The organism is Streptomyces sp. AgN23, assembly GCF_001598115.1.
Classification (GTDB): Bacteria; Actinomycetota; Actinomycetes; order Streptomycetales; family Streptomycetaceae; genus Streptomyces; species Streptomyces antimycoticus.
The window spans coordinates 1,583,824-1,597,947 of the sequence record NZ_CP007153.1 but is presented as its reverse complement, the minus strand read 5'-3'; the positions used below and the strand labels follow the sequence as shown (position 1 = coordinate 1,597,947).

Below are 14,124 nucleotides of genomic sequence, written 5' to 3'. Positions count from 1 at the left end.
TCCGCCGTGACCCCTCCGCCGCTGAGCGGCAGCGGTCCTCCGTCGGCGCTGCCACCCCGCTGACGTAAGCTCGCCGAGGTGTGGGCTTCGCGGATCATCGGCCCGGTCCTCTCGCACCTTCCCGCACGCCCCCTTTCCGCCGGGCGTGCCCGACCCCGACAGGTACTGCCTCTCTTGTCTGCTCCTGCACTGTCTCCGGCCGCGCGGCTGCGCGGGCTCAAGCCCGACTGGCTGTCGGACCCCAAGGTCTGGCGCACCGAGGTCCTCGCCGGACTCGTCGTCGCACTCGCCCTGATCCCCGAGGCGATCTCGTTCTCGATCATCGCCGGAGTCGACCCGGCGATCGGCCTGTTCGCCTCCTTCACCATGGCCGTCACCATCGCGATCGTCGGCGGACGACGTGCGATGATCTCCGCCGCGACGGGTGCCGTCGCCCTGGTGATCGCTCCGCTCAACCGGGAGCACGGCTTCGGCTATCTGGTCGCCGCGGTCATCCTGGCCGGTGCCTTCCAGATCGTGCTCGGCATGCTCGGGGTCGCGAAGCTGATGCGCTTCGTGCCGCGCTCGGTGATGGTCGGCTTCGTCAACGCCCTCGCGATCCTGATCTTCATGGCGCAGGTGCCGGAGATGACCGACGTGCCGTGGCCCGTCTACCCGTTGATCGTCGGCGGGCTGGTGTTGATGGTGCTCTTCCCGAAGGTCACCACGGTGATCCCGGCGCCGCTGGTCTCCATCGTCGTCCTCACCGTCCTCACCGTCGCCGCCGGGATCGCGGTGCCGACCGTCGGCGACAAGGGCGCCCTGCCGTCCTCGCTGCCCACCCCGGGCCTGCCGGACGTGCCGTTCACGCTCGACACCCTCACCGTCGTCGCCCCGTACGCGTTCGCCATGGCGCTGGTCGGCCTGATGGAGTCGTTGATGACGGCCAAGCTCGTCGACGACATCACCGACACCCGCTCCAACAAGACCCGCGAGTCCATCGGTCAGGGCATCGCCAACATCGTCACCGGCTTCTTCGGCGGTATGGGCGGCTGCGCCATGATCGGTCAGACCATGATCAACGTGCGGGTCTCCGGCGCCCGCACCCGCCTGTCCACCTTCCTCGCGGGCGCGTTCCTGATGGTGCTGTGCATCGCCTTCGGGCCGGTGGTCTCGGACCTTCCCATGGCCGCCCTGGTCGCCGTGATGGTGATGGTGTCGTTCGGGACGTTCGATTGGCACTCCATCGCGCCCAGGACCCTCCGGCGGATGCCCGCGGGCGAGATCACCGTCATGGTGCTCACCGTCGCCGTGGTCGTCGCCACCCACAACCTGGCCATCGGCGTGGTCGTGGGCAGCCTCACCGCCATGGTCGTCTTCGCCAAGCGTGTCGCCCACCTCGCCGAGGTGACCGCGGTCGTCGATCCGGACGGCAGCGAGGTCGTCTACCGGGTCACCGGTGAGCTGTTCTTCGCCTCCTCCAACGACCTGGTCACCCAGTTCGACTACGCCACCGATCCCGACCGGGTCGTCATCGACCTGTCCGCCACCCACATCTGGGACGCCTCCTCCGTCGCCGCGCTCGATGCGATCGAGACCAAGTACGCCCAGCGCGGCAAGACCGTCGAGATCACCGGACTGAACGACCCCAGTGCCCATCTCCACGGCAAGCTCAGCGGTGAACTCGCGGGCAGCCACTGACCCGACCCGGGGCCGGGGCGTCTTCGTGGACGCCCCGGCCCCGGCCGGTCGTCCGGGTCAGGACGCGGGCAGCTCACCGCGGACCGTACGGGCCGCGGTGACCAGGTTCCGCAGTGAGGAGCGGGTCTCGGGCCAGCCGCGGGTCTTCAGGCCGCAGTCGGGGTTGACCCACAGCCGCTCGGCGGGAATGGCTTTCAGGCCGGTGCGGAGCAGTTCGGCCGCCTCCGGCGCGCTGGGCACGCGCGGGGAGTGGATGTCGTACACCCCGGGCCCGGCCTCGCGCGGATAGCCACGGGCGGCCAGTTCGCGGGCCACCTGCATATGGGAACGGGCGGCTTCCAGGCTGATGACATCGGCGTCGAGGTCGTCGATCGCCTGGACGATGTCGCCGAACTCGGCGTAGCACATATGGGTGTGGATCTGGGTGCCGGGACGTACGCCGCCGGTGGTGAGGCGGAAGGCCTCGGTCGCCCAGGACAGATAGGCGGGCCGGTCCTCGGCGCGCAGCGGAAGGGTCTCGCGCAGGGCGGGCTCGTCCACCTGGATGACCGAGGTCCCGGCCGCCTCCAGGTCGCCCACCTCGTCGCGCAGGGCGAGGGCGACCTGGCGGGCGGTGTCGCCGAGGGGTTGGTCGTCGCGGACGAAGGACCAGGCGAGCATGGTGACCGGCCCGGTGAGCATGCCCTTGACCGGGCGGTCGGTGAGGGACTGGGCATAGGCGGTCCAGCGCACCGTCATCGGCTCGGGGCGGGAGATGTCACCGGCCAGGATCGGCGGGCGGACGTAGCGGGTGCCGTAGGACTGCACCCAGCCGTGCCGGGTGGCGAGATAGCCGGTGAGCTGCTCGGCGAAGTACTGGACCATGTCGTTGCGCTCGGCCTCGCCGTGCACCAGCACATCCAGGCCGGTCTGCTCCTGGAAGGAGATCACCTCCTGGATCTCGGCCTTGATGCGCTCCTCGTACCCGGCCGTGTCGATCCGGCCGCCGCGCAGGTCGGCGCGGGCGGTGCGCAGTTCGCCGGTCTGCGGGAAGGAGCCGATGGTGGTGGTCGGCAGCAGCGGCAGGCGGAGGTGGGCGCGCTGGGCCGCGGCGCGTTCGGCATACGGCTGGGCGCGGCGGGTGTCGGCCTCGGTGACCGCGCCGGTGCGGGCGCGGACGGCCGGGTCGCGGGTGATGGGGGAGTTGGCGCGGGAGGCGCGAGCGGCCCGGTTCGCGGCCAGTTCGGCGGTGATGGTGTCGGTGCCGTGGGTCAGGCCCTTGGCGAGGGTGACGATCTCCGTGGTCTTCTGCCGGGCGAAGGCCAGCCAGCGCAGGATCTGCGGTGCGATGTCCCGCTCGGCCGCCGCGTCGAGGGGGACGTGCAGCAGCGAGCAGGAGGCGGCCACATCGACCCGGTCGGCCAGCCCCAGCAGGGTGCCGAGCCTGGCCAGGGACTTCTCCAGGTCGTTGACCCAGATGTTGCGGCCGTTGACGACACCGGCGATCAGCCGCTTGCGGGGCAGCCCGCCGACGGCGGCCAGCGCGTCCAGATTCGCGGCGGCGGCCTCCGTGAAGTCCAGCGCCAGCCCCTCGACCGGGGCCTTGGCCAGTACGGGCAGGGCCTCGCCGAGGCGGTCGAAGTACGAGGCGACCAGCAGCTTCGGACGGTCGGCGAGGGCTCCGAGATCGCGGTAGGCGCGTCCGGCGGCGTTCAGCTCGGCCGGCGTGCGGTCCTGGACCAGGGCGGGTTCATCGAGTTGCACCCACTCGGCACCGGCCGCCCGCAGATCGGCCAGGACCTCGGCGTACACCGGAAGCAGGCGGTCCAGGAGGGTGAGCGGCTCGAAGTCCGCGGGCGCGCCGGGGGCGGGCTTGGCGAGGAGGAGGTAGCTGACGGGACCGACCAGGACCGGCCGCGCCGCCAGACCGAGGCCGAGGGCTTCCGTCAGCTCCGCGACCTGCTTGGCGGAGTCGGCCGTGAACACCGTGTCCGGGCCCAGCTCCGGAACCAGGTAGTGGTAGTTGGTGTCGAACCACTTGGTCATCTCCAGCGGCGCCACGTCCTGTGTGCCCCGCGCCATCGCGAAGTAGCCGTCGAGCGGATCGGTGGCGACGGCGTCCCGGTGGCGGTCGGGGATCGCGCCGACCATGACGGTGGTGTCCAGCACATGGTCGTAGTACGAGAAGTCCCCCGTGGGAACTTCGTCGATGCCCGCCCCGGCCAGCTGCCGCCAGGTGGTGCGGCGCAGTTCGGCGGCGGTGGCCCGGAGCGCGTCGGCGGGGACGCGGCCCTTCCAGTAGCCCTCGATCGCCTTCTTCAGTTCCCGGTTCGGGCCCTGGCGGGGGTAGCCGTACACGGTGGCCCGTGCTGCCGCGGCTGCGGACTTGGTGGTCACGGAGATCTCCTTCGCGAGATGAATCCCTGAGATCCCGGCGACGGGAGGAGAGCGCGAAGGGTGACAGACCGGACGCCACGACCTCGCGCGGCACGCGCGCGGTCGTCCGACCGGAATGTACGCCGACCCGCCCTCGAGGTCACCGGGTGTCCGCGCACGAGTCGTCCGTACGCGGGCAGATGGCAGGTCTTCGGACTCACGGGCGCGTCCTCTTGGGGAGGACACCTAGTGGCCGTCGCTTCCCAGGTCCCTCTACCGGACCCAGTGCGTATGACGGCGGTCGTTCCCGCTCACCGCTGCGGGGCAGTCCCGGATTCCCACCGGGTTCCCTCTTGCGACGCGTCCCGCCTGGCGGACGGGGCGAACCAGCTGCACCAGCCAGCCTACGGGGCCGTCCGGCGGTGTGCAGGGGGCAGTCCGGTATTCGGGAGGGTGAAGTGGAACACGCGATGGCCGAGGCTACGGCCGGTGCCGCCCGGGCCGTGCACCGGCCGCACCCCGTCCATCAGTGAGATCAGCGGGTCAGCACGCGCCGGAGTCCGACCCGCCCGCCAGATTGACCGGCACGGTGACGAACGAGAACTGGTTGCTGGCGCAGACGCCGGGGAAGGTCGTGTTGCTGGAGTTGTTGACGGTCAGATCGGGTGCGTCGTCCGCGAGGGCGCCGCCCGCGCCGACGGCGAGGGACGCGGCGGTGAGGGCGAGCGTGGACAGGGCGGTCCGGATACGCATGGGAACTCCTTGCTGGGGATCTGCCGCCGGATATGACCGGCTTCGCATGCATGGTGCCCCTTTGGTGAGGCGTTCGCGCCGCACCGTCCCCCCAATGGCGGAAGCCCACCCCCGCCGCCGTCCGGGCGGCCCAAGGCGCGCGTCCGGTCATCCGCCTCCGGTCATCCGCCGCCGCGCCGTCCGTCGTCCGCCGGTGCGGAGGGCGGGCGAGGGCCTCGCCCGGGTCGAGGCGGGGCCTGCACATGGCCTATCGACAATAGAAAATCCGGGCGCAGGTCAGCTTCGACTGTGCCACCAGCGGCATCCAGCAGCACCGCTTCACCGGACCGTTCCTGCACGACGTCCTGGTCTCCGCCGGTCCCGCCTTCGACCCCGCCCGGCGCAAGGACCGCCTGCGCTTCCTGATCGCCGTACGCGGCGCGGACGGCCACCGGGCGCTGCTGTCCTGGGCCGAGATCGACCCGGACTTCGGCCGTGCCCAAGTCCTGCTCGCGGTCACCATCGACGGCACCCCGCTCGACCGGGCGGGCCCGCAGCTCGTCCTGCCCCAGGACCGCTGCGGCGCCCGGTACATCAGCGGCATCGAGGCGATCCGGGTGGACGGCGGATACACCGTCTGGGCCTGACGGCGCTGTGCGGAGCCCGGCGGGCCGGGGCGTCTTCGCGGTGGTGTCAGACCAGCGGACGGTATGCGGTGAGGGCGACGGACAGTGTCACGTCACAGGGCTCGGGCAGCAGCGCGACGCGCTCCTTCAGCCGCTCGCCCTGCTGGTGCCAGGCGTTGGGCCCCATCCCCACCAACTGCGGCACGGCCTGATGGTCCAGCGTCATGGTGCTCCGCGAACGCTCCCGGGCCACCTCGGTGAAATGCGCCGAGAAGCGGTCCGCCAGTCGCTCGTCCTTCTGCTCGTCCACCCGCAGCAGCCCCAGGGCCTCCACCAGCTCGCGCAGATGGTCCGGCCGGGGCGTCACCACCAGCAGCACACCCTCAGGGCGCAGCATCCGTCGCAGCTCGGCCGGATTGCGCGGTGCGAAGACGTTGAGGACCACCGACGCGGCCCCGTCGGCGAACGGCAGCTCGGCCCAGGCGTCGGCCACCACCGCGCTGATACGGGGATGCGCCCGCGCGGCCCGGCGGGCGGCGAACTTGGAGATGTCGAGCAGGACGCCCTCGGAGTCCGGGAACTCCGACATCACCCGGGCAAGGTGGTAGCCCGTGCCACCGCCGATGTCCACGACGCAGTCGGGGTCCCCGCCCGCCGGCGCCGGTGCCGTCTCGCGCGCCAGCGCGGCCAGTGCCCCGGCGATCGGCGCGAAGTGACCGGCGGCCAGGAAGTCCGCTCGGGCCGCCACCATCTCGGCGGTGTCCGCACTGAACTTGGCGGCCCCGCGCAGCAGATTCACATATCCCTGCTTCGCCACGTCGAAGCTGTGCCCCCGGGAACACCGCAGGGCGCCCTCGGCCATCGTCAAACCGCCGGAACAGTAGGGGCAGCGAAGGTATCGAACCGCCTCTTTCCGCATGGTGTCCCCCGTGCCGCTGTTGTCCTGACAGGAGCTCAGCCTATGCACATCTCGGCGGGGCGGTGCGGCCGGGTCAGTCGGCCGGTGACGCCGACAGGTGCCGGTCGGCGGCCCAGGAGGCGAGGACGCGCAGTCCGTCGTGTGTGGATGTACCGACTTCGGCGGTCCAGATGACCAAGCTGCTGGTCGGGATCGGTGCCGGCGGTCAGCGTGTCCCGGTCCAGGGAGAGCTCACCGGCGAGCGGATGGTGCGGGACCTTGGTGTCCACGCTCAGCGTGGCGACCTGATGGGAAGCCCACCAGGCTAGCGCGGTTCGCCGGGACCCCGGCCGGGGCCCCGGCACACCACGCCTCAGCGTTGGCGAGCCGCCTCGAATCGGGCCACCCAGTACGCGGTGCGGTCGAGATACGCCGTCTCGGCCGCGGCGCCCGTCCTCCCGTAGGCCCCGCTGTAGGTCCGGTAGCTCTGCGCGGTGGGCGGGGCGGAGGCCGCGGGCTCGATCTGGCTGCCCTCGTGCCACTCGTTGAACGAGGTGATCGAGACCCAGGCGGGCGGGCCCCCGTTGGCGGGGGAGAGGGCGTTGTTCCACTCCAGGTCGTAGGTGGCGCCGTCCTCGCGCTCCAGGGTGGGCGTGGTGTTCCCGGGCACCGCGCGGTCGTCGATGTAGCCGGGGCCGATGGACGGTGCCCAGACCATGCCGTGGTCGCGGCAGTACGCGGCCGGACCGGCCCACTGCGGGTTGTTGCCGGCGGCGATGGCGTCATAGGTGTACATGCCGCCGAAGTGCGCGACCTTCGACACATCCGTGGTCTGGGCCAGCACGATGGCGCGGTCGGCCACCCGGTCCAGCGGGGTCCAGTCGACGATCCGCAGGGACTCGAAGACGTAGTACGCGCCGCGGTCGCCGTGTGCCGCGTCCCGGTAGAAGGCCGGGTGGCCGCCGTACCGCTGGATGAGATAGCCGATGTCGTCCACCACGGACTGCGCGGTGCGGCCGGCGTAGGGCTCGATATGCCAGGCCACCTTCAGCCCGCGCGCGGCCGCCGCGTCCAGGAGCAGCGGCACCCGCTGGTCCTCGTAACCGCCCTGCCCCCACCAGCTGGTGACGAGCACACCGGTTCCGGCCTGGGCCAGCCACCCCATATGGCGGTCGACCACGGCGCGGTCGCCGGAGTCGTAGGCGCCGGCCGCCGGGTAGAAGTCGGAGCCGATCCGGTCGGGCGGGGTGAGGCCGCCCTGCGGCCAGTGGCGCCAGGAGCCGTTGACCACCGGGTTGCCGTACCAGGGGTAGTAGAAGATGTGCACGTATCGAGAGGGGGCGAGACGGGTCGCGGCAGCGGGTGTTGTGGGGTCGTCGGTGGGTGCGGCGGCGGCCGCCCGGCCTTCCGCCGCGGCGAGCGCGCCGGCGCCCAGGGCGCCGGCGGCCGCGGCCGTCAGAAAGGTCCGGCGACTGGTGCCGGGGCTCTGTGCCATCTCATGTTCCTTCCGTGCGGGATGAGCGGTGGGAGCCCTCGGCGACGGCGTCGGCGGGACGCCGGCCGTGGGCGGGGGCGAAGCCCAGCAGCCGGGTGCAGCGCGAGGTGTCGTACAGCCCCGCGAAGCGGGACAGCACGTCGCCACGTCCGCGGAGCCCGCCCCCGAAGCGCCCGCCGCAGCCGCTCAAGACCGAGGCCGGCAGCGCGGCGGCGAGGCCCAGCGCCGCGCGGCGGACGCGTCGTGGCGACGGGGAGAAACGCCCCGGGGGAGGAGAAAGCGGATATCTGACCTGCATGTGAGCCCCTGCCTCATGCCGACGCGTTCAGAAGAGCGAATAGCGTTGGAGTAACGGAACATAGGCTTGCCGTGATATAGCGTCAAGACAAGCTGCGTAAGGTGTCGGCGACCGGGGCCAGCGTGCCGCCGGGCCGGGGAGCGGAGGCTGGCGTGGAATCGGTGTCGGGAGCAGCGCGGGTCCGGCGTCACGAGGACGTCAAGTCCGCGGCGCGCGTCCTGGAAGTGCTCGAACTCCTGGGTGCCGAGGGTGCCCGGCTCTCACTCGCCGACATGGCGAACACCCTGGCCGTGCCCAAGAGCAGCCTGCACGCCGTGTTGCGCACCATGGAGTCCCGCCGCTGGGTGGAGACGGACCCGTCGGGAACGCTGTACAGCCTCGGCCTCAAGGCGCTGCTGACCGGCACCGCCTATCTGGAGAGCGACGACCTCGCCGGGATCGCCGGGCCCGTGCTGGACCTGCTGGCCGAGGAGACCGGCGAGGCCGTCCACCTCGGCAGGCTGGACGATACGGACGTCGTCTACCTGGCCAAACGCGAATCCCGCCATGCCCTGCGGATGTACTCGGCGGTCGGCCGCCGGCTGCCCGCGCATGCCACCGCGCTCGGCAAGGCGATCCTGTCCCAGTACGACGCGGCCGAGATCCAGCGCCGGCTCAACTGGCCGCTGACGGCGCTGACTCCGAGCACCGTCACCGACCCGGACGAGCTGCTCGCCCAGCTCGCCGACGCCCGCAAGCGCGGCTGGGCGGAGGACGAGGGGGAGAGTTCGGTGGACATCCGCTGTGTGGCGGTCCCGCTCGGTACCGGCCATGGCGGCGGTGACGCGATCAGCTGCTCGGCGCCGCGCAGCCGGATGGACGACGCCCGGCTGAGCGAGATCGCCGCCCATGTCACCGAGGCGGCCCACTCGTTGCGGACCCTGCTGAGGCGCCTCGGCGAGCACTGAGCCCCGCACACCGCCGCGCACCCCGGTCCTGACCGTATCCCGGTACGGTCATTGACAGCGCTCCTGAACCCTCTTTACGTTCGAATGGACGATTGCCATTCGGCTACCGGAATGGGAGCGCATGTCCGCACCCCATGAGCCGCAACTCCCGCCGGCCCAGGCCCCCTGGGTGGCGGGGCGCGGCGACAAGCTCCGCATCACGGCCGTACGCACGTTCCTGACGGCCCCGCAGGGCTGCCCGTACCTCATCGGCGGTTCGATCACCGGCAACGCCCTCGGCGGCATCGACGTCGCCCGGTGGGACCTGAAGGCCAAGCGGTTCGGCGCCCCGCTGTACGCCCTCCTCGGCGGCCGCTTCCGGCACCGCGCCGCCGCCTGCACCCACGTCGACGGCCGGGACGCCGAAGAGTTCGCCGGCAAGGTCGCCGCCGCACGCGAACGGGGCTTCGGGCACGTCCGGATCCAGACCGCCGTCCCCGGTTCCGACACCTACGGCGCCGCGCCCGCCGGCGCCGCGGAGGCGCGGGCCCGCCACGACCGCTCCGGCCGCTGGGACAGCGCCGCCTATCTGCGCGCGGTGCCCCCGGTGCTGCGCCGCACCCGCGAACTGGTCGGCGACGAAGTCGAGTTGCCGCACGACGCGCATGAGCGCCTCGACCCGCGCCAGGCCGGGGAGTTCCTGCGCCGGGTGGCCGACGCCGGGCTGTACTTCGTGGAGGATGTGCTCGCCCCGGAGGACGCCGCCCACTTCACGCGGCTGCGCGCCGCGTCCCCGGTGCCCCTCGCGATGGGCGAGCGGTTCAGCGACCCCACCCGGTTCCCGCCGTTGCCGGCCGGGCCGGTGATCGACTTCGCGCGGACCCGGATCCCCACGCTCGGCGGCCTGACCCCGGCCCGGAACTCGCCGCCGCCTGCGAACTGCGCGGCGTCCGGCTCGCCCCGCACGGGCCGGGCGACGTCAGCCCACTCGCGCAGGCGGCCACCGTCGCCCTCGACACCTCCAGCCCCGCCTTCGGCGTCCAGGAGGCGGCGACCTTCCGCGAGGCGGTTCTGGAGGTCTTCCCCGGGACGATCGTGCCGCGCCTGGGGGCGATGGAGCCCCGGGAGGCCCCGGGGCTGGGCGTCGACTTCGACGAGAGCGCCGCGCGCGGGTATCCCGCCAGAGCCCCTGGCCCATGACCGCTGGGCCCTGCTGCGGACCACCGACGGGAGCGTGCCGAGGCCGTGAGACCGAACGCGACGAGCGCCACCCCGCCCGAGGCGCGGGCGCTGACCGGGAGGAGACCGCTGTGGGTGAGCCGCTGAGAGTAGGGCTGGTCGGGGCGGGAAAGATCAGCCGGGCCTATCTGGACACGCTGCCGCGTCTGCCGGGACTGCGGCTGACCGCCGTGACCGACCTGAACCGGGCCCGCGCCGAGGCCGCCGCCAGGACCGCAGAGGCCGTAGCGAAGAGCGCGGAGGTCGCCGCGAAGAGCGCCGAGTCCGCCGCCCGCGGCGCGCAGGGCGTCGCCGTCGCCGCGTCGGCCGGGGAACTGGTGGCGCGGGAGGACGTCGATGCCGTACTCAACCTGACCATCCCGGCCGCGCACGCCGAGGTGGCGCTGGCCGCGCTCGCCGCGGGCAGGCATGTGTACGGCGAGAAGCCGCTGTCCGGCACCCGCGAGGAAGCCGACGCCATCATGGGCGCGGCACAGCGGGCCGGGCTGCGGGTCGGCTGCGCGCCGGACACGGTGCTCGGCCCGGGCACCCAGACCGCGCGCAAGGCCGTGGACGACGGGCTCATCGGCACACCGGTCGCGGCCACCGCCTTCATGACCACCGCCGGGCACGAGGCGTGGCATCCGGATCCGGAGTTCTACTACCGGCCCGGCGGCGGGCCACTGCTGGACATGGGCCCGTACTACCTGTCCGCCCTGGTGCACCTGCTGGGCCCGGTGGTCCGGGTCACCGGAGCGGCGTCCCGGCCGCGCGCCCAACGCGGCATCGGCAGCGGGCCGCGCGCGGGCGAGCGCTTCGCCGTCGAGGTGGACACCCATGTCACCGGCGTCCTGGAGCACCGGGGCGGCGCGCTCACCACCCTGCTGATGAGCTTCGATGTGCATGCGGCCCGGCTGCCGCGCATCGAAGTGCACGGCAGCGAGGGTTCGTTGTCGGTGCCGGATCCCAACACCTTCGACGGTCCGGTGGAGCTCTGGCGCCGCGGCGCCTGGGAGCCGCTGGCGCCGTCGGCCGGATACGTGGGCTCCGCCCGGGGCTACGGCCTGGCCGATCTGGCGCTGGCGCTGGAGGCGGGCCGCCCGCACCGGGCCTCCGCCGAGCTCGCCCGGCATGTCCTGGACGTCATGCTCACCCTGCTCGACGCCGCCCGGGAGCGGACCTCGCTCCCGGTCGGCACCACGTGTTCCCGTCCCGAGCCCGTGCCCTTCGTGGGTGAGCTGGCCGCGTCGGCGGGCCACGGCTAGGGCGGTGTCGAGTACGGGCACAAGGGTCCCCTCCACCCTGCCGAAGGCCCGTACCGCGGCGCGACGGCGCGCGCCTGTGCTCAGCACTTCCGCGAGTATCCCACTGCATACGGAGGACCTTCGTGCACAGGAAACGCCTCGGACTGCGCAGATCCCTCGCGCTGCTCACCGGAACACTGCTCACCGGCGCCACCCTGACGCTCACGGCCCCGGCGGCGGACGCCAGGCCCGACCCCGACCGGACGGCCGCCGCCCCCGTGTTCCAGCAGGTCACCCTCGCCAAGGGGGTGGCCGAGACGGGTGAGCCGATGTCGCTGGCCGTGTTGCCCGACCGCTCGGTGCTGCACACCTCGCGCGACGGCACCCTGCGGCTCACCGACGCGGCAGGCAGCACCAAGGTCGCCGGCACCCTGCCGGTGTACAGCCACGACGAGGAGGGGCTGCAAGGGGTCGGGGTCGACCCGGGCTTCGGTACCAACCGCTTCATCTACCTCTACTACGCGCCGCCGCTGAACACCCCGGGCGGTGACGCCCCGGAGAACGGCACGGCCGCGGACTTCACCAAGTTCGACGGCGTCAACCGGCTCTCCCGGTTCGTGCTCAAGACCGACGGCACCCTGGACCGGGCCAGTGAGAAGACCGTGCTGGAGGTCAAGACCTCCCGCGGCATGTGCTGCCATGTCGGCGGCGACATCGACTTCGACGCAAAGGGCAATCTCTATCTGTCGACCGGCGACGACTCCAACCCCTTCGCCTCAGACGGCTACACCCCCATCGACGAGCGGGCGAGCCGCAATCCGGCCTTCGACGCCCAGCGCAGCGCGGGCAACACCAACGACCTGCGCGGCAAGATCCTGCGCATCAAGGTCAAGGCCGACGGTTCGTACGACATCCCGGCGGGCAACCTCTTCGCCCCCGGCACCGCCAAGACCCGCCCCGAGATCTACGCGATGGGATTCCGCAACCCGTTCCGGATGAGCGTCGATGCGGCCACCGGCGTGGTCTACGTGGGCGACTACGGCCCCGACGCGGGCAACGCCAGCTCCACCCGCGGTCCGCAGGGCATGGTGGAGTTCGCCCGGGTCACCAAGGCGGGCAACTTCGGCTGGCCCTACTGCGTCGGCAAGAACCAGCCGTACATCGACTACGACTTCGCCACCGGCACCTCCGGCTCCGCCTTCAACTGCGCCGCGCCGAAGAACACCTCGCCGAACAACACCGGCCTCACCGATCTGCCCCCGGCCCAGGCCGCCTGGATTCCCTACGACGGCGGGTCGGTGCCCGAGTTCGGCAACGGCTCGGAATCCCCGATGGCCGGACCGGTCTACCGCTACAACCCCAACCTCAACTCGCCGGTGAAGTTCCCGCAGGAGTACGACGGCGACTTCTTCGCGGGGGAGTTCGGCCGCAAGTGGATCAAGCGGATCGACCAGGGCACGGACGGCACGGTCAGCTCCATCAACGCCTTCCCCTGGACCGGCACCCAGGTGATGGACATGGCCTTCGGCCCGGACGGCGCGCTGTACGTCCTGGACTACGGCACCGGATGGGGCGCGGGTGACGCCAACTCGGCGCTGTACCGCATCGAGAACGTCGTCGGAGGCCGTGCGCCGGTCGCCCAGGCGGCGGCCGACAAGACCTCGGGCAAGGCCCCGCTCCAGGTGAGGTTCTCCTCGTCCGGCAGCAGCGATCCCGACGGCGACGCCATCAGCTACAGCTGGGACTTCGGCGACGGCGGGAAGTCCACCGAGGCCAACCCGGCGCGCACCTACACCGCCAACGGCACCTACACCGCCACCCTGACCGCCCGGGACCCCGGCGGCCTGACCGGCACGGCGAGCGTCCACGTCACCGTCGGCAACACCGCGCCGACGGTCACCCTGGAACTGCCCGGCGACGGCCAGTTGTTCACCTTCGGTGACAAGGTGCCCTTCCGGATCAAGGTCAGCGACCCGGAGGACGGCACCATCGACTGCGCCAAGGTGAAGATCACCCATCTGCTCGGGCACGACAGCCACGCCCACCCCATCACCTCGGCCACCGGCTGTGAGGGCACCCTGCAGACGCTGGCGGACGGAGAACACGACGAGAACGCCAATATCTTCGGGGTCTTCGACGCCGAATACACCGACAAGGGTGCGAGCGGCCAGCCCGCGCTGACCACCCACACCCAGCACGTCGCTCAGCCGAAGCACCGCCAGGCCGAGCACTACACCGCGTTCCAGGGCATCGAGCAGGCGAGCCACTCCACGGCGCACGGCGGCAAGACGGTCGGCTTCACCGACAACGGGGACTGGATCTCCTTCAAGCCGTACCTCCTGAACAACGCCACCAAGCTGACCGCCCGCATCTCCTCCGGCGGACCCGGCGGCACCATCGAGGTCCGCGCGGGCAGCCCCACCGGGACGCTGCTGGGGACCGCGGCCGTGCCGGCCACCGGCGGCTGGGAGAACTTCCAGGACGTGAGCGCCACGCTCGGCGGCGCCCCCTCGGGGACGACGACGCTCTACTTCGTCTTCAAGGGCGTCACCGGCCAGGGCAATCTCTTCGATCTGGACGACTTCACCTTCACCACCGGCTGAGCAGGAACCGAGCCGGGCCACGCCGGACAACCCGAGGGGAATCGCCGGA

General features: G+C 72.0%; 11 protein-coding genes, 2 pseudogenes and 1 riboswitch. Of the genes and pseudogenes, 7 read left to right on the top strand and 6 right to left on the bottom strand.

What is annotated here, in order from left to right; genetic code table 11:
- The first annotated feature begins 189 nt into the window (after positions 1-189).
- Positions 190-1,680, top strand: a complete 1,491-nt coding sequence (locus AS97_RS06945) for a SulP family inorganic anion transporter (RefSeq protein WP_086705985.1) — start codon at positions 190-192, stop codon at positions 1,678-1,680.
- A gap of 57 nt (positions 1,681-1,737) precedes the next feature.
- Here the strand turns inward: AS97_RS06945 and metE are convergent, their stop codons facing one another.
- Both metE and AS97_RS06935 read right to left on the bottom strand, forming a co-directional pair.
- Complete coding sequence (gene metE / locus AS97_RS06940; RefSeq protein ID WP_086705941.1) at positions 1,738-4,056, bottom strand: 5-methyltetrahydropteroyltriglutamate--homocysteine S-methyltransferase; 2,319 nt, start codon at positions 4,054-4,056, stop codon at positions 1,738-1,740.
- A 163-nt stretch (positions 4,057-4,219) separates the two neighbouring features.
- A riboswitch (cobalamin riboswitch) is annotated at positions 4,220-4,441 on the bottom strand.
- 137 nt (positions 4,442-4,578) lie between these two features.
- Positions 4,579-4,788 (bottom strand): hypothetical protein, encoded by a 210-nt coding sequence (locus tag AS97_RS06935; RefSeq protein ID WP_059149324.1) that lies wholly within the window; start codon positions 4,786-4,788, stop codon positions 4,579-4,581.
- 263 nt (positions 4,789-5,051) lie between these two features.
- Between AS97_RS06935 and AS97_RS46950 the strand changes: the two genes are divergently transcribed.
- A complete protein-coding gene (locus AS97_RS46950) occupies positions 5,052-5,414 on the top strand; it encodes a hypothetical protein (protein WP_125758188.1) in 363 nt (120 codons plus the stop codon).
- Positions 5,415-5,460: 46 nt separating this feature from the next.
- On the opposite strand, the gene AS97_RS06930 is transcribed toward AS97_RS46950, so the two are convergent.
- The 4 genes and pseudogenes from AS97_RS06930 to AS97_RS06915 form a co-directional block, all read right to left on the bottom strand.
- Complete coding sequence (locus AS97_RS06930) at positions 5,461-6,312, bottom strand: putative RNA methyltransferase (RefSeq protein ID WP_210564525.1); 852 nt, start codon at positions 6,310-6,312, stop codon at positions 5,461-5,463.
- Between the two features lie 73 nt (positions 6,313-6,385).
- Positions 6,386-6,614 (bottom strand): annotated as a pseudogene (locus AS97_RS06925) (transcriptional regulator); the annotation flags it as partial.
- Positions 6,615-6,664: 50 nt separating this feature from the next.
- Positions 6,665-7,786 carry a glycoside hydrolase family 99 protein gene (locus AS97_RS06920; protein ID WP_210564524.1) on the bottom strand — a complete coding sequence of 374 codons (1,122 nt, stop codon included), beginning with the start codon at positions 7,784-7,786 and terminating at the stop codon, positions 6,665-6,667.
- A gap of 1 nt (position 7,787) precedes the next feature.
- Positions 7,788-8,084, bottom strand: a complete 297-nt coding sequence (locus AS97_RS06915) for a hypothetical protein (RefSeq protein ID WP_210564523.1) — start codon at positions 8,082-8,084, stop codon at positions 7,788-7,790.
- Between the two features lie 152 nt (positions 8,085-8,236).
- Between AS97_RS06915 and AS97_RS06910 the strand changes: the two genes are divergently transcribed.
- The 5 genes and pseudogenes from AS97_RS06910 to AS97_RS06895 all read left to right on the top strand — a co-directional run bounded on the left by AS97_RS06910 (position 8,237) and on the right by AS97_RS06895 (position 14,075).
- Positions 8,237-9,031, top strand: coding sequence for an IclR family transcriptional regulator (locus AS97_RS06910; protein ID WP_086705938.1), 795 nt, complete (start codon positions 8,237-8,239; stop codon positions 9,029-9,031).
- 121 nt (positions 9,032-9,152) lie between these two features.
- A pseudogene (locus AS97_RS06905) lies at positions 9,153-9,917 on the top strand (enolase C-terminal domain-like protein); the annotation flags it as partial.
- Positions 9,918-9,949: 32 nt separating this feature from the next.
- Positions 9,950-10,210 (top strand): enolase C-terminal domain-like protein, encoded by a 261-nt coding sequence (locus AS97_RS46945; protein ID WP_247204777.1) that lies wholly within the window; start codon positions 9,950-9,952, stop codon positions 10,208-10,210.
- Between the two features lie 110 nt (positions 10,211-10,320).
- On the top strand, positions 10,321-11,493 hold the full coding sequence (locus tag AS97_RS06900; protein WP_210564522.1) for a Gfo/Idh/MocA family oxidoreductase: 1,173 nt from the start codon (positions 10,321-10,323) through the stop codon (positions 11,491-11,493).
- A gap of 122 nt (positions 11,494-11,615) precedes the next feature.
- Entirely contained in the window at positions 11,616-14,075 is a 2,460-nt protein-coding gene (locus tag AS97_RS06895) for a PQQ-dependent sugar dehydrogenase (protein WP_210564521.1), read from the top strand.
- Positions 14,076-14,124 lie beyond the last annotated feature (49 nt).